The following is a 23,948-nucleotide window of genomic DNA, read 5'->3' as shown; positions in this document are numbered from 1 at the left end:
AGCATGGCGGATTCGGGGCTGGGCGAACAGGAGATCGTGTTCGTCGGGCAGGTCGATCTTGGCGGGGTGCTCCGCGGCAAGGGGGTGCTGGGCCATGAGTGGCCCTATCGCTGCCGCTGGGGGGTCGGCTGGCCGCCGGCCAACCTGATGCTGACGCCGTTCGGCAGCCTCGCCGCCAATGACTTCGGCTCGCGCGGCGACGTCTTCATCGTGCCCGATCCGGAGACGCTGACCAGCATCGTTGCCGTCCCTGGCACCCCGCCGGTGCGGCTCGCGCTCGGCCATCTCCGTACCGACGACGGGCAGGCGTGGGACTGCTGCCCGCGCGCCTTCCTGGAGGCGGCCCTGGCCGACCTGGAACTGGCGACGGGCTGGCGGCTCAAGGGGGCCTTCGAGCACGAGTTCCTCTATTCCGGGCTGGAGCATCGGCTGGGCGATCCGTTCTCGCTCGGCGCCTACCAGCGGTTGGCGCCGTTTGCCGACCGGCTGGTGACGGCGCTGGCCGCGGCGGGCGTCGCGGCCGAGACGGTGATCCCCGAATATGCGCCCCAGCAGGTGGAAGTGCCCATCGCGCCCGCCATCGGCATGGCGATCGCCGACCAGTCGACCATCTTCCGCGAGGTGGTGCGGGCGGTGGCCCAGTCCTTCGGCGAGCGCGCCTCCTTCACGCCGATCGGCGAGGCGGGCGGTGTGGGCAGCGGCGCGCACTTGCATTTCAGCTTCCTCGATGGCGCGGGGCTGCCGGCGATGCATGACGCCTCGACCGCGACCGGCCTGTCGGCCCGCGCGGCCGCCTTCGTGGCCGGCATCCGGCGCCGGCTGCCGGACATGGTGGCGGTGATGGCGCCGACGGTGGTGTCCTACGACCGGTTGCAGCCGCACCGCTGGAGTGCGGCCTACAACACGCTGGCGGTGCGCGACCGCGAGGCCGCATTGCGCATCTGCCCCGTCCGGCCCGGCACCGGCCGTCCGGTGGCCGAGCAGTTCAACGTCGAGTTCCGCGCGACCGACGGTGCGGCCAACCCCTATCTGGTGCTGGGCCTGCTGGTGCGGGCGGGGCTGGAGGGCATCCGCCTCGGCCTGCTGCCGGACGAGCCGCTGGAGGGCGATCCCGACGCGGTGGCGCCCGGGGAACTGGCCAGGCGCGGGGTCGAGCGGCTGTCGACCAGCCTGCCGCAGGCCTTGGAGCGGCTGGCGTCGGGCGGTCGCGACCTGCTGCCGTCGGCCCTGGCCGACGCCTTCGCGACCGTGAAGCGGGCCGAACTGGCCGAGTTGGAAGGCGTTGGACCGGCCGAGGTGATCGCCCGCTATCGCGCGGTCTTCTGAGGGGCAGGGCTTGCCCCGCCCCAGGCCGGGTCGAACAGGCGCAGCAGCCAGGGCGTGGCGTTGAGCAGGCCGAAGAGGACCAGCGCCACGGCGATGACGACGAAGGTGCCCATCAGGCCGAGGCCCAGCACATGGGCCGCCACCCAGCCGGCGCCGCAGACGAAGAGCGTGCGCACGACGCCGGCTGCCAGCGGCCACATCATCTGGCCGGTGCCCTGGGCCGCGAAGTTGAGCGCCATGCCGAGCCCGAAGAAGGCGTAGGCCGGGCCGACGATGGCGAAGTACTGCGCGCCGGCCTCGATCACGGCCGCGTCCTGGGTGAAGAGGCCGAGCCACTGGCGAGGGAAGAGCGCGGTCGAGATGCCGATGGCGGCCGTGACCGCGCCCACCGCCAGCGAGCCTGCCCAGGCCGCCAGCAGGGCGCGCCGCCGCTTGCCGGCGCCCACATTCATGCCGACCATCGCCACCAGGGCCGACCCGAAGCTGAAGGCGATCGGGATCTGGAGGTATTCCATCCGGGCCCCCAGCCCATAGCCGGCGAGTGCGGCCACCCCGTGCAGCCCGACCAGCGCCGTCGCCGCTGCCACGGCCATGTTCGAGATCAGCGAGTTGAACACGCCCAGCAGGCCGACCCGCAATATCTCCGCGAAGTGGCGCCAGCGGAGCGGGTGGGCGAGCGACAGCCGGACAAGACCGTTGCCGCGCAGCAGGCTCACCACCATGACGGCCGATCCGGCCGTGTGGAAGGCGACCAGCGCCATGCCGGCGCCGACGATGCCGAAGCCCGGGATCGGCCCCAGCCCGAACATCAGCAGCGGTGCCAGCAGGATCACGGCGATGCCGCCGGTGCCCAGTACCTGGGCCGGCAGGACCATGTTGCCGCTGCCGCGCAGCACGTTGGCCAGGCTGTTCAGCAGCCACAGCATGGTGGCGCCGAGGAAGACCGTGTTGGAGTACGCTAGAGCCGCCTCAAGTGCGGCATCCCGCCCCCCCATGGTGCGATAGAGCGCCGGCCCGCCGATCAGGGCGGCGGCCGTGAAGGCGCCACCGAAGACGAGCGCGATGACGACCGCGTGCAGCGCCAGCGCCTCGGCATCGGCCAGCCGCCCGGCGCCGACCGCACGCGCCACGGCCGACGAGATGCCGCCGCCCATGCCGCCCGCCGACATCATCTGCATCAGCATGAACATGGGGAAGACCAGCGCCGCCCCGGCCAAAGCATCGGTGCCGAGCAGCCCGACATAGTAGCTCTCGGCGAAGCTGGCCGCCGTCTGGGTCAGCATGACGACGAAGTTGGGGGCCGCCAGCCCCAGCAGGGTCAGCAGGATCGGTCCTTCCAGCAGCTTGCGGGCGCGGGCGGCACGATCCGGGGGGGCGGCAGGCTTCATGGCCGCGAGGATGCGCGACTATGATTGCATCATGCAAGTCACTTTTGTGGCGTACCTGGCGCCGCTGCTCGGCGGGCGCTATCCGGCGGGGGGCGAGGCCGGCTCGCCCAGGGACAGCATCAGCCGATTGGCCCAGTTGAAGAAGGCCGCGGCCTGGATCACGTCGGCTACAGCCGCGTCGTCGAGCCGGGCTGCGCGCAGGCGGTCGACATGGGCGGGGCCGAAGGTGATCGGCGTCGTCGTCAGCGCCACCGCGGCGGCGACGATGGCGTTCCAGCGCTCGCCCAGGTCGACGCCGACGCCATCGTCCAGCAGCTTCTGGACGTCGGCCTCGCGCTTGGAAAAGGTGACGGCGAAGCGCGCATGCACCGAGGCGCAATAGATGCAGCCGTTGAGGCGCGATGCCGCCGCGGCCGCCAGCTCGCGCTCGGCCCGCGGCAGGCCGGCCTCGGGGTTGTAGAAGATGTCCTTGTCGGTGCGCGTGCGGGCACCCAGCACGTCCGGGTCGCGCACGAGCAGGCGGAAATAGGCCGAGTTGGCGCGGGATGCGTCTACCAGCCCGGCGAAATGGCGGTCGGTCAGTTCCTCGACCGGCAGCGGCTCCAGCCAGGGCAGCCAGTCGAGCTGGTCGCGGGTGAAGACGGTGGGCACGACGTGCGGCGGCGGCACCAGGGTGGTGTCGGTCATTGGAGGACCTCCAGGGGTCAGAGGCGGGTGGCGAGCGCGCCGAGGCCGGCCACGACGCGCACCTGGAAGGCGAGGAAGGCCGCGATCTGCGACAGGGTGACGACATCGGTCGTCGTCCAGCCGGCGTCGAGCAGCGCCTGGAGTGCGGTCGGGCCGGCATCCCGCGGGTGCAGGATCAGCAGGTGCATATGCTCGAAGGCAGCCGTCAGGCGCGGACCCAGGATGGGGGCGATCCTGCCGTCGACCCGCCAGGTGGCGCCCGGCTGGTCCTCCACCGAGAGCGGCCCGGCCGGGTAGCTGCCATAGGGGCCTTGCCCGGTTGCGGCCTTGGCCGCCGCTGCGACCGCATCGGCCAGTGCCGGGGTGGCACCCGCTGCCGCCAGAGCGCCGGCATAATGTTCGGTCACGGCTGATTGTCCATGCAGGCCGACGACGAAGGCGGCGACCGCCAGCCGCTCCTGCTGGGCGATGCCAGCCATGTCGTCCGGGTTGAACAGGGCGCGATAGCTGGCCTGGGCCTGGGCCCGCGCCTCCGTGCGGGTGGCGCGGATGCGATCCAGCGCCGAGCCGGGCGCGATGCCGAGCAGCCGGTCGATGACGTCGATGTCGCTCATGAGCGGCGGTCTCCGATTCTGCGGTTGGGGCCGGGTCACGCGACCTGGCGCACGCTGTCGGCGCCGTCCCGCTGCCAGCCGAGGGCCGGTGCCACCACTTCGGCCACCAGCTCGATCGAGCGCAGCACGAAGGGGTGCGGCGGGTCCACCGAATGGACCTGGACGGCCAGGTCTGTCGCCCGCGCGAGCGTGGTGTCGGTGGCAAGGGACGCGATCACCTCGTCCGGCGTGCCCATGTGGACGTCGCCGGTGGCAATCAGTTCGTCGACCGTCTGGCCAGCGACTTTCGGGTCGGTGGCGGCCAGCCGGTCGCGCATGCGGGCATAGCCGGCTTGTGCGAAGCGGGCCGCGTCGTGGCGCTCGTCGGCGACGAAGACGGTGCGCGACGCCAGGATGCGCGGCGCGCGGCCCGGTGGAAGCGCTGCCAGGTAGGCGTCGATCATCGGGTTCTGGATGGCGTCGAGCCCGATCGCCGGTGTCGCTTCCGGTCGCGGCTGGGTGCGCGAGAGCATGAGCCCATCGCCGTCGGCGCCGGCCCGCCGGGCGCCCTCGACGGTGAAGGTCGCCTGCCAGATGCGGTCGACGAGCGATGGGCGGGGTGGGTAGAGGCGATCGCCGCCGGGCAGCGGCCGGTCCGCCCAAGCATCGACCAGGACCCCGCGGTGCGCGGCGAATAGGGTCGCGCGCTGGGCGCTATCCAGCGCAAACGCCTGGAAGGCGGTCAGGTTGCCGCCCGGTCCGATGCCGACCTCCAGCCGCCCGCCCGACATCAGGTCCAGCACGGCCGCGTCCTCCGCCACCCGGATCGGCAGCTCGAGCGGCAGGGTGACGATCCCGGTCCCGAGGCGGATGCGCGTCGTCCGGGCTGCCACCTGCGCCAGGAAGACGAAGGGGGCGGGCAACCCGCCCTCGTCGACATGGAAGTGATGCTGGGCGACCCAGGCGGAATCGAAGCCGCAGCGCTCGGCATGGATGATCTGCTCCATCCCCAGCCGGTAGCGCTCGGCCGGCTCGGCGACATCCAGCACGCGCGTGAAGAAACCCAGGCGCAGCGGCGCCTTCGCAATCGTCATCCGCATGGACCTCGTGCGGGGGGGAAGGGCGAGGATCGAGCAGATACTATAGGGGTTGCCCATCAGAGCAATCGAGGATCCAGCGCGAAGGGCTCGGCCGCAGCAACGGCAATGGCGGCGACGGCGGGGTGGCGGTGGTTGATCAGCACGTTCATGTCGGGTGATCCGTCCAGCGGCACGATCGCCGAGGGCACACGCAGCATCGGCGCTCTCAACGCGCGGTGCCAGCGATCGCCATACTGCTGTGTCCACGCCTGCTGGCGCCGCCATGCGTCTGGCATCTCCGCCAGTTCCACAGATTCGGCAATCATGTCGTCAGGGACCTGGTAGCGCACCATCACGAGTTCCGGGAGCAAAGTTGGATCTTCGACGTGAACAAGCTTCTCCAGAACGCATAGCGAGGGAGAGGTCGCGGAGTAGGTGACCGCATGCCCGATCGTGTTCCACCGCCCCTCCAGCAGCAGGCCATAGCCGCCATCGAACGACAGCGCATGCTGTCGGCCCGACAGACGCCAAAGCACCATCAGGCAGCCGCGCCCCACGCGATCTTGCCCAGGATGGTCTCGATGATGCGGGCACCGACTTCCGTCTGCGCCACGTCCAGCGGCGTTTCCCCACACAGTTCTGCCAGTGGCCGGCGCAGCCAGGTGTGAGCCTTGGTCTGATTGCCGAAGGTGTCTTCGGCGATGGTCTGGATGCGAAGCACCCGCACTGCCCGATCAGACTCGTCAATTGTCAGCGGCTGGTTTCTATCCGCCCGATGCCGACGGGTTCTTTGAGGAATGACGAAGCGCTCGATTTCGCTCTCGGTAAGGCCCGCCTGCGCCAATCCCTTGAGTGCCGCGAGGGGAATGCGGTTGCGCACTATCAACGCCAAATCGGCCGGCGATCGGACGGTGCTTCCCAGCACCGGCAATCCCCCTAGCTTGCGAGCCACTTCCTCGATCACCGCCGACATTGGGCGTCCCTTCCTGTCCGGCAACATGCCTTATAGTTGGCGGCGTATTGCCGGAACGCAAGGGCATCATTGCGGCGTGAACATCGGCACCGTAAGGCCGGTCGACTGGCGCCGCAGCGCCACCTTCACCGGCTGGCCGATCGCCAGTTCGTCCAGGTCGCAGTCGACGATGTTGGTCATCATCGTCGGTCCTTCCTCCAGCGTGACATAGGCCAGCGCGTAAGGCGGGTTGGCCCGGCGCAGGACGCTGACGCTGTAGATCGTGCCGCGGCCAGATGCCGGCCGCCACTCGATCCCGCCATGGCCGCACAGCGGGCAGATGGCGCGCGGATACCAGTGCGGCTTGCCGCAGGCGGTGCAGAAGGCCAGCACGAAGCGGCCCTCGGCCGCGGCCTGCCAAAAGGGGCGGATTTCGGGATGGCTCGCGGCCTGCGCGGCGATGGCGTCGGCGGCGGTGGGCGTGTCGGTCATCGGTCTATTCCCGCTCGAGGATGACGGTGGCGTGGCCGTGGCCGCTGCCCAGCACCCGGCCGGGGCCGCAGGCCAGCGCCAGGCCGCAGCCCGGCACCTGGACCGCCGGGTGGGCCTCGCCGCGCAGTTGTCGGACGGCCTCGATCACCTTGGTCATGCCCCCGCGATTGGCCGGGTGGTTGTTGCACAGGCCACCGCCATCGGTATTCCAGGGCAGGCGGCCGCTGCCGGCGATCAGGTTGCCCTCGGCCGCGAAGCGCCCGGCGGCCCCCGGCGCGCAGAAGCCCAGGCCCTCGAGCTGCATCAGCACCATGATGGTGAAGTTGTCGTAGATGGAAGCGTACTGGATGTCGGCCGGCGTCACGCCCGCTTCGGCAAAAGCGGCTGGGCCGGAGACCTCGGCGCCGGTGCGGGTGATGTCGCCATAGCCGCCATCCTGGGTCCACACCGTCTCGCCCGTGCCGATCACCCGCACCAGCGGTCGCGACAGGCTGCGCGCGATCTCCGGCTTCACCAGCACCAGGGCGCCGCCGCCATCGGTGATCACGCAGCAGTCGAGCCGGTGGATGCCGTCGGCGATGACCGGCGAGTTCAGCACATCCTCGACCGTCACGACCTTGGGCAGGAAGGCGTTCGCATTGTGCTGGGCGTGGCGCGAGGCCGAGACCTTGACCCACGCCATCTGCTCGGCCGTGGTGCCGTACTGGAGCATGTGGCGCCGGGCGAACAGGCCGTAGACGCCGGCGATGTTGGGACGGAAGGCCGTTTCCCACGGCTCGTCGGGCCGGTCGGGGGCGGCCGCCCGGGGATTGACGCCGATCGACACGCCCTCGCTGCGCGGCCGCCCGGCCAGCGTCACCAGCGCCACGTCGCAATGGCCGGCGGCGATGGCGGCGGTGGCGTGGGCGACATGGGTCAGGTACGAGCAGCCGCCGGCATCTGTGCCGTCCAGCCAGCGCAGCCGCAGGTTCAGATAGTCGGCCATCCATAGCGGGTTGGCGCCGGGCGCGTCGGCCGCGCAGAAATAGCCGTCGACGTCGGACAGCGACAGGCCGGCGTCGGCCAGCGCCCCCAGCGCGGATTCCGCATGGAGGAGGGCGGTAGACTTGTCCGGGGCATGGCGGGTGGGATGCTCGTAGGCGCCGGCAATGTAGGCTTTCCCCTTGAGAGTCATGGTTTCTCCAGGCCGATGAAGCGCTGCACGGCGTCGCGGATCGCGGCCACGATCTGGCCCTCGCGACGGGTGAAATCGTCGAGCAGGCCGGACACGGCGATGGTCAGCGGCCGGTCGCGCCGCTCGATGCCGAGGGGCAGGGGGACCGCGATCGAGCCCGCGCCCGGCGTCACCAGCCCGCGCGAGAAGAAGTAGCCGTGCTGGCGCACCTGGCGGACATTCTCCAGCACCTGCCGCCGGTCGATCAGCGGCTGCGGCGCCACCTCGGAGTTGGTGCGGCGGACCAGGGCGCCGACGAGGTCGTCCTCGGCCCGCTCCAGCAGCGCATAGCCGGTGGCCGACCAGACGACGAGCCGGCGGGACCCCTGGGGCACGTGAAAGCGCATGGTCGTGCGCGCCTGCACCACGTGGATGTATTGCGAATAGATGCCGTTGCGCGCGGCCAGGATGACGGTGTCGGCGGTGGTGCGCGACAGCTCCTCGATCATCCGGATCAGGCTGCCCTCGCGGATCGGCCCCTGGTCGAGCCAGCTTCCCAGCAGGGCGACGCGCGCCGTCGGCAGGAAGTTGCGCGTGGCGCCGTCATAGTCGAGGTAGCCCAGCTTCACGAGCGTCTTCAGCAGCACCGAGGTGGAGGACTGCGGATAGCCCAGGCGGTTGGCGATCTCGCCCACCTGAGCCTCGCGTCGCACCTCGTCGAAGAACTCGATGATCTCCAGCACGCGCGCGGCCGACTTCACGACCGATGGGCGCATGGGGGCCGCATCGACGACGGTCTCGACGCCGGGGGTGCTGTCGGGGGCTGGGCTACGCGGGCGCATCGCTGCCATGGTCGCAGGATGGGTGGCCCGCTGTCACCCCGACCGCAAGGCCGCCCCGACCGCAAGGCCGCCCCGACCGCAAGGCCGCCCCCGACCGCAAGGCCGACGGGGTGCTACTTGATGGCGAGCACCACTGGGCCGCCGACCGGGTCGGTCAGGCCCAGCCCGCCACCCAGGTCTTCCAGCGTCGCGCGGAAGCTGTCGAGCGTGGCGATCATCTGCGGCCGGGCCGCCACCAGCCGGTCGCTGCTCTCCCATTCCGCGATGATGCAGAACCGCCCGTCCCCGGTCTTGATGATGTTGGCATGCCGCAGTCCCGGCCAGCCCTCGGCGATGGTCCGATGGGCGTCGAGAAAGGCGTCTTCCATGCCGGCCTTGACCTTGAAGCGCACGACGTTGAATGCAGTCATGACCCCTCCTGTCGGGCAACGCCGGCAGCATAGCACAACCGGGGGGTGAGGGGGGCTATCCCACCACGCGACCCTGCACGGGGTATTTCGGGTCGGTGTAGCCGTGGGTGGAGGCGTGGCCTGGCTTCACCAGCGCGTCGACGGCTTTTTCGTCGACATCGTCCAGCGCGTGCTCCAGGGCGCCCAGATACTCCTGCCACTGCTCGACGGTGCGCGGGCCGGCGATGACGCTGCTGACCAGCTTGTTGCGCAGCAGCCAGAGGATGGCGAACTGGGTGGGCGAGATGTTGCGGCTGCGGGCGTGGGCCACGATCTGCTGGGCGATGGCGAAGGATTCCGGCCGGAATTCCGTCTCCATCATGCGGCGATCCTTGATCGCCGCGCGCGAGCCCTCCGGTGCCGTGCCGTCGACGCCGTACTTGCCGGTCAGCACGCCGCGCGCGACGGGGCTGTAGGGCACGACGCCCAGGCCGTAGAAGTCGCAGGCCGGCAGATGCTCGGCCTCCACCTGGCGGTTGACGGCGTTGTAGAGCGGCTGGCTGGCGACCGGCAGCGGCAGGCCCACCTCGCGAGCGACGTGGCAGGCCTCGGCCAGGCGCCAGGCCGTGAAGTTGCTGACGCCCCAGTAGCGCACCTTGCCGGCGCGGATGATGTCGGCGATGGCGCCTAGCGTCTCGGCCAGCGGCGTCTTCTGGTCGTCGACATGCAGATACCACAGGTCGATATGGTCAGTGCCGAGCCGGCCCAGGCTCTGGTCGATCTCATGCATCAGCCACTTGCGGCTATGGTTGCCCTGGTTGGCGCCCTTGCCCATGGGGTTGCCGACCTTGGTCGCCACCACCCAGGAATCCCGGTCCTTGGCGATCAGCGGCCCCAGCATCCGCTCCGAGGCGCCGCGGGTGTAGACGTCGGCTGTGTCGACGAAGTTGATGCCGGCGTCGCGCGCGATGTCGACGATCCGCGCCGCCTCGGCCTGCTCGGTGCGGTCGCCGAACATCATCGTGCCGAGGCAGATGGGCGAGACGCGCAGGCCGCTGCGGCCGAGGGGGCGGTACTGCATGGTCAGTCCTTCTGGTCCGATTGGGCCGACAGGCCGGCGATGCCCTTGCGGATGATCTGGCGGGCGCGGACGTAGACCAGCTCCTTCCAGTCGTCATAGTCGCGATAGAAGGCGTCGCGGATCAGGGCCTTGATCTCCTTGGCGCGCGCGCTCTTCAGGTCGCCGTGATTGTGCAGCCAGCAGTCCGAGCGCAGGGCCAGGCGCACATAGTCGTTGGGCCGCGTGCCGTATTCCAGCGTCGTCTTGGTGTGGATGGCGTTGGGCAGCGCCTCCATCACGCCCAGCCCGATCGTGCCGGACAGGCGGGTGGAGCTGGAGGTGCCGGTCTGGGCCGAGGTGACGCAGTCGCCGATCCATTCATACAGGCGGTCGAACGCCTTGGTCCCGGGCGCGTGCCCATTGATCGGCTCGCAATAGCCGTAGGGGCCGAGGCCGGTGTGGAAATCGAGGAACATCACATGGGTGGCGTCGCCGATCAGCTCCGGCAGCAGGCGTCGGAGCGTCTGGTTCGACCAGGTGGGCTTGTTGCCGCCATAGAACAGGCCGTCGGGGAAGGCGTACTGCCCACCGCTGACGGCGGTCTGGAAGCCACGCGCGCCCAGACGCTCGCGCGCCTTGGCCAACTCGGCATCGGCCTGGGCCAGTTCCTCGCCCTCGAAGTTGCGCGGAACCAGGTACTGGTGGATCGGCGCGTACTCGGCATTCACCGGCAGCGGCTGAGAGAAGTCTAGGAAGTTACGGTTGAGGTCGACATTGTCCTCGTTCACCCGGCGCAGCCAGGCGAAGCCGTGCGGGTTGATCGCGTGGATCAGCAGCAGGGCGACGTTGGGCGGCAGCTCGCGATAGATCTGCTCGCTCAGTACGCCGATCAGCGGGCCGGAGCCGCAGAAGCCCTCGACGCCGTGGGTCGAGGTGTTGCACACGACATAGCGATGGGCGTCGGCCGGGCCGATGCGCACCACGTCGGTCGACAGGTCGCCGCCGTCCGGTCCCTGGAGCGGGTGCGGGTAAGTCACGACCTCGGCGCCGGCCGCCTTGGCGGCGGCACGGAATTTGGCGCGGGCGGTCGCGTAGTCGGGGCTGAAGAAGGAAGCGGGATTCAAGGCAGGCGTCTCCTCAGACGGCGTTGCGGCGCCGCTGCTGCTGGGTTTCGTAGGCGGCCAGGCGCCGCCGGTAGGCATCGGAAATCTGCGTCGCCTGGCGCGCGCGGACGGTATCGGGAATGGCGATCTCTTCGGCGAAGTGGCAGGCGATGCGGTGGCCGGGGGCCAGCTCGCGAAAGGCCGGCTCCTCGATCTTGCACCGATCGCGGGCATGGGGGCAACGCGTATGGAAGCGGCAGCCGGGCGGCGGGTTCAGCGGGCTCGGCACGTCGCCCTGGATGATGCCGCGGCCGTGCGGCACCTCGGGGTCGGCCACCGGGATCGCCGACAGCAGCGCCTGGGTGTAGGGGTGCCGCGGGTTGGCATAGAGCGTCTTCTTGTCGGTCAGCTCGACGATCTTGCCCAGATACATGACCGCGACGCGGTCGCTGATATGCTTCACCACCGCCAGGTCGTGGGCGATGAAGAGGTAGGAGAGGCCATATTTCTGCTGCAGGTCCTGCAGCAGGTTCACCACCTGGGCCTGGATCGAGACGTCGAGCGCCGACACCGGCTCGTCGCAGACGATGAGCTTGGGGTTCACGGCCAGCGCCCGCGCGATGCCGATGCGCTGGCGTTGCCCGCCCGAGAATTCGTGCGGGTAGCGCTGGGCGTGGTAGGGGGCGAGCCCGACGACGCTCAGCAGTTCCTCGACCCGGGCTGCCAGGGCAGCACCGCTGGCGACGCCATGGACGCGCAGCGGCTCGGCCAGCACGTCGCCCACCGTCATCCGCGGGTTGAGCGAGGCGTAGGGGTCCTGGAAAATGATCTGCATGTCGCGCCGCTTGCGCCGCAATGCGGCGCGATCGAGCGCGAAGATGTCCTCGCCATCCACCTCGACCGCACCCGACGTGCGTTCCAGCAGGCGCAGGACGAGGCGTCCGGTGGTCGACTTGCCGCAGCCGGATTCGCCCACCAGCGCCAGCGTCTCGCCGCGCCGCACCTCGAAGCTGATGTCGTCGACCGCCTTCACCGCGCCGACCTGCTTGGACAGGACGATGCCGCTGGTCACCGGGAAATGCTTGACCAGCCGGTCGACCTTGAGGATCGGGCGGTCCGCCTCGCCGGTGCCGCTGCCGGCCTTGTGCCTGGGCATCCCCTGCTGTGCCATCACGCGGCCTCCTCGAGCGGTGCCTTCCAGCAGGCGACGGCGTGCCCGTCGCGCAGGGTGCGCAAGGGCGGTTCCTCGCGCCGGCAGCGATCGTCGGCAAAGGGGCAGCGCGGGTTGAAGCGGCAGCCCTCGGGCAGGGCGAACGGAGCCGGCACCGTGCCCTCGATCGAGGCCAGCCGCGTGCGCTCCTCCTCCAGCTTGGGGATCGAGCCCATCAGGCCGATCGTGTAGGGGTGCTGCGGGTCGGCGAAGAGCGACTTGACCGAGGCGCTCTCGACGATCTTGCCGGCATACATCACCACCACCTCGTCGGCGATCTCGGCGATGACGCCCAGGTCGTGGGTGATGAGGATGATCGAGGTGCCGGTCTCGTCGCGCAGCGTGCGCATCAGGTCGAGGATCTGCGCCTGGATGGTGACGTCGAGCGCCGTCGTCGGCTCGTCGGCGATCAGCAGCTTGGGGTCGCAGGCGAGCGCCATGGCGATCATCACCCGCTGGCGCATGCCGCCCGACATCAGGTGCGGGTAGTCGTCGACCCGGCGCTCGGGCGAGGGGATGCGCACCCGACGCAGCATGGCGATGGCGCGCTCGCGGGCGGCCGCCGCACTCATCGGCAGGTGTGCCGTGATCGCCTCGGCGATCTGGTCGCCGACCGTAAAGACCGGGTTCAGCGACGTCATCGGCTCCTGGAAGATCATCGAGATGGCCCCGCCGCGGATGCGGCGCAGCTCGGCCGGCCGCTTCTTCAGCAGGTCCTCGCCCTCGAACAGGATCTCGCCGCCGGCGCGGATGCCAGGCGGCTGCGGCACCAGCCCCATGATGGACAGCGAGGTGACGCTCTTGCCGCAGCCCGATTCGCCGACGATGCCGAGCGTGCGCCCGCGCCGCACCTGGAACGAGATGCCGTCGACGGCCCGGAACAGGCCGCCCTCGGTCTTGAAGTAGGTCTTGAGGTCGCGGACGTCGAGAAGCGGCGCTTCGGCCATCGGTCAGCCCATCCGGGGGAAGACGAAGGGGGTCATCTGCTCGACCGGCCGCCGGGCCCAGTCCAGCGCCGGCGCGCGTTCCAGCGCGCGGGCCTGGGCTTCCTCGAGCGCGGCGCAGGCGGCGGGGTAGTCGAAGCCGACCGGCTTGCCGTCCGCGACGATCTGGCGGCCGTCGCAGAAGACGTCGCGCACGGCGCGCTCGGCGGCGGTGTAGATCAGGCTGCGCAGCGGCTCGCGCATCGGCCGCATCATCGGGTGGCGGATGTCGACCAGCGCCAGGTCGGCCTTCAGCCCCACCTCCAGCCGGCCGATATCATCGCGGCGCAGTGCCCGGGCGCCGCCGATGGTGGCGGCGTCGAAGGCGTCCGTCGTCTTGGTCGCATCGACGTTGCCGGCCGTCACGCGGGCGAAGTAGCCGACATGGCGCAGTTCCTCCAGCATGTTGTGCGGGAAGGTGTCGGTGCCGATGCCGAGATTGATGCCGGCCGCCTTGTAGGCGCCGAAATCCTGCAAGGTGATGCCGCGCCGGCAGAACACCGTCGGGCAATGGGCGACCGAGGTGCCGGTGTCGGCCAGCAGCGCCAGGTCGCGGCGCGTGGGCCAATGGACCCAGTCGTGATGGTCGAGGAAGATGGCGTGGCCGATGATCGTGTGCTCGCCCAGGATGCCCAGGGAATCGAGCCACTGGATCGGCGTCTTGCCGTGCCGCCGGGTGATCTCGTGGAACTCGACCACGCTCTGGGCGGCGTGGAGCTGGAAGGGCAGGTTGCGCGCCCGGGCATGGGCGACCGCGTCCTGCAGCAGCTCGGGCGCGCAGGTGTCGATCTGCGAGGGCGAGACCATGCCCATCAGCCGGCCGGAGGGGTGCTGGCGCGCCCGCTCGATCAGGCCGAAGGCGTCTTCCATCGCCTGGTTGCCGGCGGCCTCGTCCCATTCGTACTGGACGACATGGCCGTTGGCGGTGAACCAGCGGGCCGATCGGAACATCGGCGCGATGCAGCCGCGCAGGCCGCTCTGGGCCAGCAGCTCCAGCCAGTTGGGGTGGGCGACCGACAGGTCGGCCAGCGTCGTCACCCCGCTCATCATCAGCTCACAATAGGCGACCTTGGCGGCGGCCTCGACGCCGGCCGGGTCACTGCGGAACAGCGGCATGAATTCGTAGAGCGAGCTCATGTAGAGCCCGGGGCTACCCAGTTCCTCCAGCAGGCCCTTGTTCATCGGCTCGGAGCTGGGGTGGCTGTGGATGTTCACCAGTCCCGGCATGACCATGCGGTCGCGGCCGTCGATCTCGGTGTCGGCAATACCCTCCCAGCGGCCGCCCACCTGGACGATGCGGTCGTCGGTGAAGGCGATGTCGGCATCGTTCAGATAGGCGTGGCCGGCCCGGGCGGTATCCCAGGCGACGATCCAGGCGGCGTTGCGGATGACGGTGGTGGCCATGGCTCCGGCAGGGGCTAGGAGAGCATCGGGAAGGCGGGTAGGGGCGGCCGTGGCGCTGGCCGCCCCCGATCCTTGGTCGTTCGGGTCCCGTCCTACTTGAACTTGTAGTCCAGGCCCTTGTAGACGCCGCAGCCATAGATGCCGTGGGCGCGCACCCCGTCCAGGCGGTTGGTCGCGGTCAGGTGGAGCTGCTCATGCACGATCGGCAGCCACAGGACCGACTCCTGGATGCGCATCTGCGCCTGGTCGTAGTACTTGCGGCGCTCCTCGGCGGTGACGGCGGCCGTGCCCTTTGCCAGCAACTCGTCGGTCAGCGGGTCCTTCCAATTCATCCGGTTCGGCGTGGGGGCAGCGGCCGAGCGGAAGTAGAGGTTGTAGGCGTCGCCGACGCTGACATAGGGGTAGCTCATGGCGAAGGAGTCGAACTCCTGCGTTGCCAGCTTGCCCCAGGCGATGGTGGCGTCGAACAGGTTCACCTGCATGTCGATGCCGATTTTGCGCAGGTCACCCTGCACCGCCTCGGCCATCTGGTTGGTCGGCGCGCCCGAGATGGCATAGAAGACCGGCGCCAGCTTCTTGCCGTCCTTGTAGCGGAAATTGTCCGCGCCCATCTTCCAGCCGGCCTCGTCGAGCAGCTTCTTGGCGCGCTCGGGGTCGTACTTCAGGGTGGCGCCGAGCGTCTTCTCGTTGAAGTCGGGCGTATCCGGGCTGACCGGGGTGTAGGCCGGCACGGCATGGCCGAACCACACGTTCTTCACCAGCGAGACCTGGTCGACGCCGAGGTTGATCGCCTGGCGCACGCGGATGTCGCTCATGAAGTCGCGGTCGACCTTGAAGCCGATATAGTAGGTCCAGAGGTAGGACTGGGCCTTCTCGACCTTCAGGTTTGGTGCCTTCATCGCCTGGTCGAGCGCGATCTGGGGCACGTACTGGGTCAGCTGCACCTGGTTGGTCATCACCGAGGCGAGCCGCGTCGAGTTCTCGGGGATGATCTTCCACACCACCCGCTCGATGTGGGCGGGGCCGCGATTCTGGTAAAACTCCGGACCCCACTTGTAGTGCGGGTTGCGCTTCATCACGAATTCCTGCCGGGGAACCCAGTTCTCCCAGCAGTAGGGACCCGTGCCGTTGAAGCCCTTGACGCCGAAGTCGGCGCCCAGCTTCTCGACCGTGTTCTTGTCGACGATGGACGAGAAGAACTGGGTGAGCTGGAACGGCAGCTCACTGAACGGCTCGTCCAGCTCGTAATGGACCGTGAACTTGTCGGTCGCCTTGATCTCCTTCACCTTGCCCGCGCGGCCGCGCACGGGCGACTTCAGCTCGGGATCGATCCACCGCTTCAGCGAGTAGACGACGTCGTCGGCGTCCATCGCCCGGCCGTCGCAGAACTTCACGTCGTCGCGCAGCGCGAAGGTGTAGGTCTTGCCGTCGTCGGAGACCTTCCACGACTTCGCCAGCAGCGGCTTGACGGTCTTCAGGTCGTAGTCGAGCGACAGCAGCGTGTCGGCGATCTGAAACAGGATATCGCCGGCCGAGCGCGCCGTCGACCGCGGCGGGTCGTAGCGGTCAGCGTCGATGACGCGCGAGATGTTCAGCGTGTTGCCCTGTGCCAGCGCGGCGCCGCTGCCGACCAGCAGCGCGCCCGCGGCCGCCATTGCCGTTTGCCAGTATCGTGAAGCCATCTGCTCAGCCCTCCTGCCGTGTTCGGTTTCGTCCGATTGCATCGGATCGTGGGATCGAGTCGCGTGGTCGTCAGGCCCGCAGGCGCGGGTCCAGGATGTCGCGAAGGGCATCGCCCAGCACGTTGAAGGCCAGCACGATCGCGAAGATCGTCAGGCTGGGAATGGTGGCGATGTGCGGCGCGAAGAACAGGAAGTCGCGGCCGTTGGCGGCCATGGTGCCCAGCTCCGCCGTCGGCGGCTGGGCGCCGAGGCCGAGGAAGCTGAGGGCAGCCCCGATCAGCACGATCTGGCCGAAGCGCAGCGTGCTGAAGACGAAGATCGAGGACAGGCAGTTGGGCAGCAGGTAGCGCCAGATGATGGCGGCATCGATCAGCCCGACCGAGCGGGCGGCGTCGATATAGTCCTGCTGCATGATGACGAGCGCGCTGGAGCGTGCGATCCGCGCCAGCAGCGGGATCGTGGCGATGGCGAGTGCGATGATGATGGGCGAGATGCCGGGGCCGGTGACGGCGGCGATCGCCAAGCCGAACAGGATGGCCGGGAACGACAGCAGCACGTCCATCAGCCGCATCAGCAGCCCGTCGACGCGCCGGTAGTAGGCAGCGACGATGCCGACCAGCGTGCCGATGGCGCCACCTATGGCGAGTGCCACGAACCCCATCAGCAGGGTCAGCCGGGTGCCGTAGAGCAGGCGGCTCACCATGTCGCGTCCCTGGGCATCGGTGCCGAGCGGATAGGCGGCATCCTCGAACGGCGGTCGCATCCCCTTGGACGGGTCGGTGAAGTAGGGGTCGTAGGGCGATATCCAGGGCGCCAGCACGGCGGCCAGGACCACGAGAACGAGGAACACCAGGGCCAGGATGGCGGCCGGATCGCGCGCCAGCCGGCGGATGACCGAGCGGCGCGCGGGCGCCTTGACCGCGGCGATGGCGGGGGCGGCCGTCGTCATCGCTTCTGCACCCGCGGATCGAGGAACGCGTAGAGCACATCCACCGCCAGGTTGATCAGCAGGAAGGCCAGCGCCAGGACGATGATGGCGCCCTGGGCCACGGGGAAGTCGCGCGACAGGATGGCGCCGACGGCCAGCCGGCCGACGCCGGGCCAGCTGAACATCGTCTCGGTGACGACCGCCCCGCCCAGCAGGAAGCCGATCTGCAGGCCGATCAGCGTGACGATGGGGATGAGTGCGTTGCGCAGGGCGTGGCGGATGACGACGCGGGTCTCGGTCAATCCCTTCGCCCGGGCGGTGCGGACATAGTCGGCACCCAGCACCTCCAGCACCGTGGTCCGCGTCATGCGGGCGATCGGGCCGACGAAGACGCCGCCCAGCGTGATCGCCGGCAGGATCAGGTGCATGATCCCGTCCCAGCTCCACAGGGGGCCGCCGCGGCCGGTGAAGGGCAGCCACTGAAGCTTGTAGCCGAGGTACCAGATCAGCACGAGGCCCAGGAAGAACACCGGGATCGACACGCCCGCGACCGAGATCGCCATGATGATGCGGTCGGCGATCTTTCCGCGATGGACGGCCGCCAGCGTGCCCATGGCGATGCCGAGCGGGATCGCCCAGACCAGGCACGCGACCAGCAGCTCCAGTGTCGGCCCCATGGTCCGCGCCAGTTCCTCGGCCACGCCCAGGTTGCTGATGATCGACTTGCCGAGGTCGCCCTGGAGGACGCGGGTGATGTAGAGCCCGAACTGGTACCAGAGCGGCTCGTTCAGGCCGAGGTCGCGGCGGATCGCCTCGATGATGTCCTGGGACGCCATCGGGCCGGCCAGCACCACGGCCGGGTCGGTCGGCACCACCTGCAGCAGCAGGAAGCCGATCAGCAGGACGCCGAACAGCACCGGGACGGAGAGCAGCAGGCGTTGGACGATATGGCGGCCCATGGTGCGGTCAGGCCGCCATCTCGCCGTGGCGATCGAACGAGGCGACCCCGCCGCGCAGCGTCACGTCGCAGCGCGTGTCGTGGCGGATCGCTTCGGGATCGCAGGTGAAGACGTCGCGCGACAGGATGGCGACGTCGGCCAGCATGCCGGGCGCCAGCGTGCCCTTGTCCGCTTCGCAGAAGCTGACATAGGCGCCATTTGCCGTCATCGCGTGCAGGGCCTCGGCCACGTCCAGCCGCTCCTGCCCGCCCAGCACCGTGCCGCGCGAGGTCTTGCGGGTGACCGTGGCGTACAGGTTGACGAAGGGATTGATGGAGCAGACGGGCGAATCCGTGCTGGCCGCCGGCCGCACCCCGGCCGAGGTCCAGCGCCGCATCGGGTATCCAGTTGCCGCGCGCTCCTCGCCCAGGACCGAGATGTAGAGGTCGCCGAAGTCGTACATGAAGATGGGCTGCGGCGCCGGCGACATGCCGAGCCGGGCCATCTGGTCGATCTGCTGGTCGCTCATGAAGCCGCAATGCTCGATGCGGTGGCGGCGATCGGCGGCGGGAATGCGGGCCTGGGCGTTCTCGACTGCATCCAGGCAGATCTGGATGGCATGGTCGCCGATGCCGTGCAGGGCCATCTGGTAGCCCTTGCCGTGATAGTCCAGCACCATGTCGCGCACGTCCTCGTCCTTGTAGACGAGGATGCCCTTGTCATGGTCGTCGCCGCCCTCGTATGGCTCGAACATCGCGGCCGTGCGGCCCCCGGCGCTGCCGTCGGTGAAGACCTTGACCGGCCCGATCTTCAGCATGTCGTCGCCGGCCTTGGTGACGAGGCCGCGGGCATAGGCCGTCTCGACGATGCCGGCCGGGCCGCCGGCCAGGCACATGTAGGTGCGCACCGGCAGCCGGCCGAGGCGTCGCGCGGTCTCGTAGGCGGCGATCTCGTCCATGCCGCAGCGCGCGCCGACATTGGCATCCATGACGCTGGCGATGCCGTAGCTGGCGCATTCCTGGCCGGCGCGCTGGATGCCGTCGACCATCGCCGCCACCGACGGCTTGGGAATGACGGTGCCGACCAGGCGCTGGGCGGTTTCCATCAGGAGGCCGGTCAGCCGGCCGTTCTGCCGCTCGAGCGCGCCGCCCTGCGGGTTCGGCGATTCCTCGACGATGCCACCCGCCTGCAGGGCCAGCGAATTGGCGACGCCGACATGGCCGCAGGTGCGCTTGATGTAGACGGGATTGTGCGGGGCGACGAGGTCCAGCTCCTCGCGCAGGGGATGGCGCTTCAGGTCCAGCTCGAAATGGTCGTAGCCGCGGCCGACCACCCATTCGCCGGGGGCGGCCTTGTCGGCCGCCGCCTTGATGCGGCCCAGCAAGGCCTCCATCGTGCGCACCTCGGTCGCGCGCACGTCGACCTCGACCATCGACATGCCGAGCGGCAGCAGGTGCATGTGGTTGTCGTTGAAGGCCGGGATGGCCAGGCGCCCGGCCAGGTCGACCTTGCGCGTGGCCGGGCCGATCAGGCTGGCGATCTCGCTCTCCTTGCCGGTCGCCAGCACCCGCCCGCGCCAGATCGCGATCGATTCGACGAAACCGGAATCGAGGCCGCACCAGATACGGCCGTTGCGCAGTACGAGATCGGCTTTGGGCAGGGGCATCGGGGGCTCGCGAGAAGGGTGTGTCGGGGCAGGGTTTTGCAAGATCGTGACCATGCCGCCGGCCCAAGTCAATGTGAGTGGCCCCGCCGTGAAATTGCCGCAGAAACTCGCGATGGTTGCCCAATCGAGAGGCGATGCTGCGGTGCTCGCGGCAGTTGCCGTGGCGCGATGAAGGAGACAACCCGACCGTGCTCAAGACCATTCCCGCCATCGGCGCGGCGTTCACCCTCACCATGGCCGCCGCCCTGCCGGCGGCTGCCGCCGATCTGGCCCTGCGCCGCGTCGTGCTGTCGACCGCGGGGCTCGCCTATTTCGAGCACGAGGCCGAGGTCGATGGCGAGGCGGAACTGCCGCTGTCGGTGCGCCTCGACCAGGTCGACGACGTGCTGAAGAGCGCCATGGTCTATGACGACCGTGGCAGCGTCGGCATCGTCCGCCTGCCCGGCCGCGAGCCGCTCGACGAGGCGTTCCGCACCCTGCCGTTCGGGCGCGACGCCCTGTCGTCGCCGGTGGCGCTGCTGGATGCCCTGCGCGGCGCATCGGTCACTATCTCGGGCGCGCGCACCATCGAGGGCCGTCTGCTGGGCGTCCAGGCGGAGGAGGAGCGGCTGCCCCAGGGTGGCATCGTCACCCGCCACCGCGTCTCGGTCGCGACCGCCGACGGCCTGCGCCAGGCGGTGCTGGAAGACCTGGATGCGGTGAGCTTCACCGAGCCGAAGTTGCAGGCGCAGATCGAGGCGGCGCTGGCCGCCGTCGCCTCCTTCCGAGACAAGGACACCCGGACATTGCAGATCGCGCTCGCCGGCAGCGGCCGGCGCAAGGTGCGCGTCGGCTATGTCGTCGAGGCGCCGATCTGGAAAACGGCCTACCGCTTGTCGGTATCGGGTGAGGCGGCCGGCCATCTCCAGGGTTGGGCCGTGCTGGAGAATTTGAGCGGGGCGGACTGGAAGGATGTCGACCTGACGCTCGTCTCGGGCCAGCCGGTCGCCTTCCGCCAGGCGATCTACACGGCCTTCTTCCAGCCCCGGCCCGAGGTGCCGGTGGAGACGGTGGGCCGCGTCCTGCCGCGCCCGGACGAGGGCACCTTCGCCAAGGCCGACCTCGCCCGCCGCCGCCCCGCCGCCGGCACCGATGATGGCGCCGCCCGCCGGTGCCGCCCCGCAGATGGAACGCAGCCGCGCCTTCTCGGTCGCAGCCCCCGTGCCGGTGCCCTCGCAGCCGGCAACGGTCGCGGCCCCCGTGGTGGCCGAGGACGCCGTCGCCCGCGTGCTGTTCCGCTATCCCCGGCCGGTGACGGTGGCGGCCGGCCAGTCCGCCATGGTGCCGATCGTCGACCGCATGGTGCCGGTCACCCAGGTGGCGCTCTACCAGCCGGGGGTGGAGGCCAGCCACCCGTTCGCCGCCGTGGCGCTGACCAACGACAGCGGCGCCACCCTGCCGCCCGGCATCCTCACCCTCTACGAGCGCGGCCGCGACGGCCTGTCGGGCCATGTCGGCGACGCGCGCCTGGCCACCCTGCCGGTGGGCGAGAAGCGGATGCTGGCGTTTGCCGTCGACCGCGGCATCGCCATCGCGCGCGAGGAACAGCGGCGGCAGACGGCCACGTCCGCCCGCATCGCCGGTGGGGTCATGACCGTCAGCATCGTCGACCGGCAGACCACGACCTATCGCATCCGCGCCACCAAGGGCGAGGAGCGGTCGCTGGTGATCGAGCACCTGCGCCCCATCGACTGGGAACTGGTGACGCCGCCGCCGGCCGGCATCGAACTGGCGCGGGAGGCCTGGCGCATCCCGGTGCGCATCGGCGCCGACGGCAGCCAGGTGGTGCCGGTGACGACCCAGCGGCCGCGCCAGACCGTGGTGCGGCTGGACAATGCCCGGGATGCCGAGATCGGCGTCTATGTCAGCGCGCCCGACCTGGACCCGAAGGTCCGCGATGCGCTGAAGCGCGTGGTCGAACTGCGCGAGGCCCTGGCCGCCATCGTCCAGCGCACCAAGGCGATCGAGCAAGAGCGCAAGACCGCGGGCGAGGAGCAGGAACGCATCCGCGCCAACCTTCAGGCCGTGCCCGCCCGCGACGCCATGCACACCCGCTATCTCGGCGCGCTGAAGACCCAGGAGGATCGTCTCGACCGGCTCGCGACCGACCTCCAGGCCGCCCGTGACGCCGAGCGGGCCGCGCGCGAAGGGCTGTCGGCCTACATCGCCGGGCTCGACCTGTAGCCGCCGCGGCGGGCTGCCGGCAAATTGACAGCCGGCAGCCCGCATGGTGGAATCGGGTCCTGAAGAAGGAGCCGGCGAAATGGCGCCCAACGAATCCTCCGTGACGATGCAGCGCCGATTGGAAGCCGCACATCTCCAGGAGATTGAAGGAAATCCTCTGGATGCGAGCCAGATTGCCATGTTCGAGATGTTCGAACGGGAGCAGTGGCCCTCAGAGCGCCGGCTGAACTACATCGCAGAGCGGGTCAGGCTCCTAGCTTCCGCAAATGCGGCGGAATGAGTGAAGACCCTTACTTCTACCCTGGCACCGACGTTCTCCGGAACAAGCTGAACATTAGGGACGCCCGGCAGCTCGAATATTTCGAAAGGGAGTTTGTCGTCGAACGATCGACGCAGTCCGTGCCGGTTGGGTCATTCGACCTGAAGCACCTGCGCGCCATCCATCGCCATCTGTTCCAGGACATCTTCGACTGGGCCGGCGAGATCCGGACCGTGGAGATCGCCAAGGGCGGCAACCAGTTCCAGTTCCGGCGCTATATCGAGACGGGCATGGCCGACGTGCATCGCCGCATCGTCGCGGCCGGTTTCCTGCGCGGCCTGTCGGCGACGACATTTGCCCGCCATGCCGGGCCGATCATGGGCGACGTGAACTACGCCCACCCCTTTCGGGAGGGTAACGGGCGCACGCAACTCCACTGTCTACGCCAGCTTGCCGACCAGGCCGGCCATGCCCTCCACCTGACGCGGATCGCGCCGGCGGCATGGCTGCACGCATCGAAGGAAGCCCACTTCGCGCGCTACGACGCGATGGGGCAGGCCATAGCCTCGGCGATCCCGCGGTGAGGGCGGACTACCGATCCTGCCGTGGCCACAGCCAGGCCGCACCACGCACGCCGCTGGAGTCGCCGAACCTGGCCGGCCGCAGCGGCGTAGTGACCCGGTCCGAAAAGACGTAATCGCCCCAGCGGGCGGGCACGTCCGTATAGAGCCGGTCGATGCGCGACAGGCCGCCGCCCAGTACGATGGCGTGGGGGTCGAACAGGTTGATGACCGTCGCCAGGGCGCGGGCCAGCCGGTCGACATAGCGATCGAGTGCCGCCGCCGCCGCCGGGTCGCCGGATTCGGCCGCGGCGACTATGGCCGGACCATCGAGGCCACGGGGGTCGTGGCGGGCGAGGTCCCGCGCGAGGCCCGGGCCGGACAGGAACGTCTCGATGCAGCCCTGCCGCCCGCAATAGCAGGCGGGGCCGGGACGTTCGGAGTCGAGCGGCCAGGGCAGGGGGTTGTGGCCCCACTCGCCGGCGACGGCGTTGGGGCCGCGCAACGGCCGGCCCGCCACTACCAGCCCACCGCCGACGCCGGTGCCGAGGATGGCCGCGAAGACCGAATCGGCGCCGGCACCCGCGCCGTCCGTCGCCTCCGATACGGCCAGGCAGTCGGCGTCGTTGGCCACACGCACCGGGCGGCCGAGGGCCGCCGCGACGTCGCGGTCGAACGGGCGGCCGTTCAGGAAGACGCTGTTGGCGTTCTTGACCAGCCCGGTGGCGGGCGAGATGGCGCCCGGCATGCCGATGCCGACGGGCGCCGGCGGGCGGATGGCGAACTCGGCCTCCAACTCGTCGACCAGGCCCCGGATGGCCCCGATCGTGGCGTCGTAGCCTGCCGACGCGGGCGTGGCGATGCGTCGGCGCGCCCGCTCGATGCCGTCGCGATCGAGCAGGATGGCCTCGATCTTGGTGCCGCCCAGGTCGATGCCGATGCGGAAGTCATCGCCGATCTGCATGATCGCTCCGAAAGGGCGAAACCCACAAAAGCGAAGGGCCGCGCGAGGCGGCCCTGGAAGCGCGAGA

General features: G+C 69.7%; 25 protein-coding genes. 4 read left to right on the top strand and 21 right to left on the bottom strand.

Features of this window, described 5'->3' with window-relative positions:
• Positions 1 to 3: 3 nt before the first annotated feature.
• On the top strand, positions 4 to 1,326 hold the full coding sequence (locus STVA_RS15800) for a type I glutamate--ammonia ligase (protein WP_170216705.1): 1,323 nt from the start codon (positions 4 to 6) through the stop codon (positions 1,324 to 1,326).
• Here STVA_RS15800 and STVA_RS15795 read toward each other — a convergent pair.
• The 20 genes from STVA_RS15795 to STVA_RS15700 form a co-directional block, all read right to left on the bottom strand.
• The gene (locus STVA_RS15795) at positions 1,308 to 2,714 is read right to left on the bottom strand and encodes an MATE family efflux transporter (RefSeq protein ID WP_123694913.1); all 1,407 of its coding nucleotides are present in this window, start codon (positions 2,712 to 2,714) and stop codon (positions 1,308 to 1,310) included. The two genes, STVA_RS15800 and STVA_RS15795, sit on opposite strands and share 19 nt — an antisense overlap.
• 78 nt (positions 2,715 to 2,792) lie before the next feature.
• The gene (locus STVA_RS15790; RefSeq protein ID WP_123694911.1) at positions 2,793 to 3,401 is read right to left on the bottom strand and encodes an alkylhydroperoxidase domain protein; all 609 of its coding nucleotides are present in this window, start codon (positions 3,399 to 3,401) and stop codon (positions 2,793 to 2,795) included.
• 17 nt (positions 3,402 to 3,418) lie between these two features.
• Entirely contained in the window at positions 3,419 to 4,015 is a 597-nt protein-coding gene (locus tag STVA_RS15785) for a CMD domain protein (RefSeq protein ID WP_123694909.1), read from the bottom strand.
• Between the two features lie 35 nt (positions 4,016 to 4,050).
• Positions 4,051 to 5,088 (bottom strand): putative FMN-dependent luciferase-like monooxygenase, encoded by a 1,038-nt coding sequence (locus STVA_RS15780; protein WP_123694907.1) that lies wholly within the window; start codon positions 5,086 to 5,088, stop codon positions 4,051 to 4,053.
• Between the two features lie 62 nt (positions 5,089 to 5,150).
• Positions 5,151 to 5,612 carry an RES family NAD+ phosphorylase gene (locus tag STVA_RS15775; protein ID WP_123695360.1) on the bottom strand — a complete coding sequence of 154 codons (462 nt, stop codon included), beginning with the start codon at positions 5,610 to 5,612 and terminating at the stop codon, positions 5,151 to 5,153.
• The gene (locus tag STVA_RS15770; RefSeq protein WP_123694905.1) at positions 5,612 to 6,046 is read right to left on the bottom strand and encodes an antitoxin Xre/MbcA/ParS toxin-binding domain-containing protein; all 435 of its coding nucleotides are present in this window, start codon (positions 6,044 to 6,046) and stop codon (positions 5,612 to 5,614) included. Before STVA_RS15770 ends, STVA_RS15775 begins: the two co-directional genes overlap by 1 nt.
• A gap of 66 nt (positions 6,047 to 6,112) precedes the next feature.
• Complete coding sequence (locus STVA_RS15765; RefSeq protein WP_123694903.1) at positions 6,113 to 6,517, bottom strand: Zn-ribbon domain-containing OB-fold protein; 405 nt, start codon at positions 6,515 to 6,517, stop codon at positions 6,113 to 6,115.
• A gap of 4 nt (positions 6,518 to 6,521) precedes the next feature.
• Complete coding sequence (locus STVA_RS15760) at positions 6,522 to 7,691, bottom strand: thiolase domain-containing protein (RefSeq protein WP_123694901.1); 1,170 nt, start codon at positions 7,689 to 7,691, stop codon at positions 6,522 to 6,524.
• On the bottom strand, positions 7,688 to 8,512 hold the full coding sequence (locus STVA_RS15755; protein ID WP_123694899.1) for an IclR family transcriptional regulator: 825 nt from the start codon (positions 8,510 to 8,512) through the stop codon (positions 7,688 to 7,690). The genes STVA_RS15760 and STVA_RS15755 overlap by 4 nt, the downstream gene beginning before the upstream one ends.
• 113 nt (positions 8,513 to 8,625) lie before the next feature.
• Positions 8,626 to 8,922, bottom strand: coding sequence for an antibiotic biosynthesis monooxygenase (locus STVA_RS15750; RefSeq protein ID WP_123694897.1), 297 nt, complete (start codon positions 8,920 to 8,922; stop codon positions 8,626 to 8,628).
• A 55-nt stretch (positions 8,923 to 8,977) separates the two neighbouring features.
• Complete coding sequence (locus STVA_RS15745) at positions 8,978 to 9,982, bottom strand: aldo/keto reductase (RefSeq protein WP_123694894.1); 1,005 nt, start codon at positions 9,980 to 9,982, stop codon at positions 8,978 to 8,980.
• A 2-nt stretch (positions 9,983 to 9,984) separates the two neighbouring features.
• Positions 9,985 to 11,085 (bottom strand): M14 family metallopeptidase, encoded by a 1,101-nt coding sequence (locus STVA_RS15740; RefSeq protein ID WP_170216704.1) that lies wholly within the window; start codon positions 11,083 to 11,085, stop codon positions 9,985 to 9,987.
• A 13-nt stretch (positions 11,086 to 11,098) separates the two neighbouring features.
• On the bottom strand, positions 11,099 to 12,235 hold the full coding sequence (locus tag STVA_RS15735; RefSeq protein WP_170216703.1) for an ABC transporter ATP-binding protein: 1,137 nt from the start codon (positions 12,233 to 12,235) through the stop codon (positions 11,099 to 11,101).
• Positions 12,235 to 13,221, bottom strand: coding sequence for an ABC transporter ATP-binding protein (locus STVA_RS15730; RefSeq protein ID WP_123694888.1), 987 nt, complete (start codon positions 13,219 to 13,221; stop codon positions 12,235 to 12,237). Before STVA_RS15730 ends, STVA_RS15735 begins: the two co-directional genes overlap by 1 nt.
• A gap of 3 nt (positions 13,222 to 13,224) precedes the next feature.
• Positions 13,225 to 14,661, bottom strand: coding sequence for an amidohydrolase family protein (locus STVA_RS15725; RefSeq protein ID WP_123694886.1), 1,437 nt, complete (start codon positions 14,659 to 14,661; stop codon positions 13,225 to 13,227).
• Between the two features lie 92 nt (positions 14,662 to 14,753).
• Positions 14,754 to 16,316, bottom strand: coding sequence for an ABC transporter substrate-binding protein (locus STVA_RS15720; RefSeq protein ID WP_123694884.1), 1,563 nt, complete (start codon positions 16,314 to 16,316; stop codon positions 14,754 to 14,756).
• Between the two features lie 97 nt (positions 16,317 to 16,413).
• Positions 16,414 to 17,292: an ABC transporter permease gene (locus STVA_RS15715; RefSeq protein WP_123694882.1), complete on the bottom strand. Its 879-nt coding sequence runs from the start codon at positions 17,290 to 17,292 to the stop codon at positions 16,414 to 16,416.
• Positions 17,289 to 18,230 carry an ABC transporter permease gene (locus STVA_RS15710; RefSeq protein ID WP_123694880.1) on the bottom strand — a complete coding sequence of 314 codons (942 nt, stop codon included), beginning with the start codon at positions 18,228 to 18,230 and terminating at the stop codon, positions 17,289 to 17,291. The genes STVA_RS15715 and STVA_RS15710 overlap by 4 nt, the downstream gene beginning before the upstream one ends.
• 7 nt (positions 18,231 to 18,237) lie before the next feature.
• A complete protein-coding gene (locus tag STVA_RS15705) occupies positions 18,238 to 19,875 on the bottom strand; it encodes an amidohydrolase (protein WP_123694878.1) in 1,638 nt (545 codons plus the stop codon).
• A 68-nt stretch (positions 19,876 to 19,943) separates the two neighbouring features.
• Complete coding sequence (locus tag STVA_RS15700; RefSeq protein ID WP_142235787.1) at positions 19,944 to 20,777, bottom strand: hypothetical protein; 834 nt, start codon at positions 20,775 to 20,777, stop codon at positions 19,944 to 19,946.
• Positions 20,778 to 21,006: 229 nt separating this feature from the next.
• Between STVA_RS15700 and STVA_RS15695 the strand changes: the two genes are divergently transcribed.
• The 3 genes from STVA_RS15695 to STVA_RS15685 all read left to right on the top strand — a co-directional run bounded on the left by STVA_RS15695 (position 21,007) and on the right by STVA_RS15685 (position 22,941).
• The gene (locus tag STVA_RS15695) at positions 21,007 to 22,098 is read left to right on the top strand and encodes a DUF4139 domain-containing protein (protein WP_142235786.1); all 1,092 of its coding nucleotides are present in this window, start codon (positions 21,007 to 21,009) and stop codon (positions 22,096 to 22,098) included.
• A 79-nt stretch (positions 22,099 to 22,177) separates the two neighbouring features.
• Positions 22,178 to 22,378 (top strand): hypothetical protein, encoded by a 201-nt coding sequence (locus STVA_RS15690; RefSeq protein WP_123694874.1) that lies wholly within the window; start codon positions 22,178 to 22,180, stop codon positions 22,376 to 22,378.
• Positions 22,379 to 22,497: 119 nt separating this feature from the next.
• On the top strand, positions 22,498 to 22,941 hold the full coding sequence (locus STVA_RS15685) for a Fic/DOC family protein (protein WP_197735645.1): 444 nt from the start codon (positions 22,498 to 22,500) through the stop codon (positions 22,939 to 22,941).
• A gap of 7 nt (positions 22,942 to 22,948) precedes the next feature.
• Here the strand turns inward: STVA_RS15685 and STVA_RS15680 are convergent, their stop codons facing one another.
• The gene (locus tag STVA_RS15680; RefSeq protein ID WP_123694870.1) at positions 22,949 to 23,881 is read right to left on the bottom strand and encodes an ROK family protein; all 933 of its coding nucleotides are present in this window, start codon (positions 23,879 to 23,881) and stop codon (positions 22,949 to 22,951) included.
• Positions 23,882 to 23,948 lie beyond the last annotated feature (67 nt).

Source organism: Stella humosa (assembly GCF_006738645.1).
Classification (GTDB): domain Bacteria; phylum Pseudomonadota; class Alphaproteobacteria; order ATCC43930; family Allostellaceae; genus Allostella; species Allostella humosa.
Note: the sequence above shows the minus strand (reverse complement) of the source record. Positions and strands in the feature narration are given on the sequence as shown.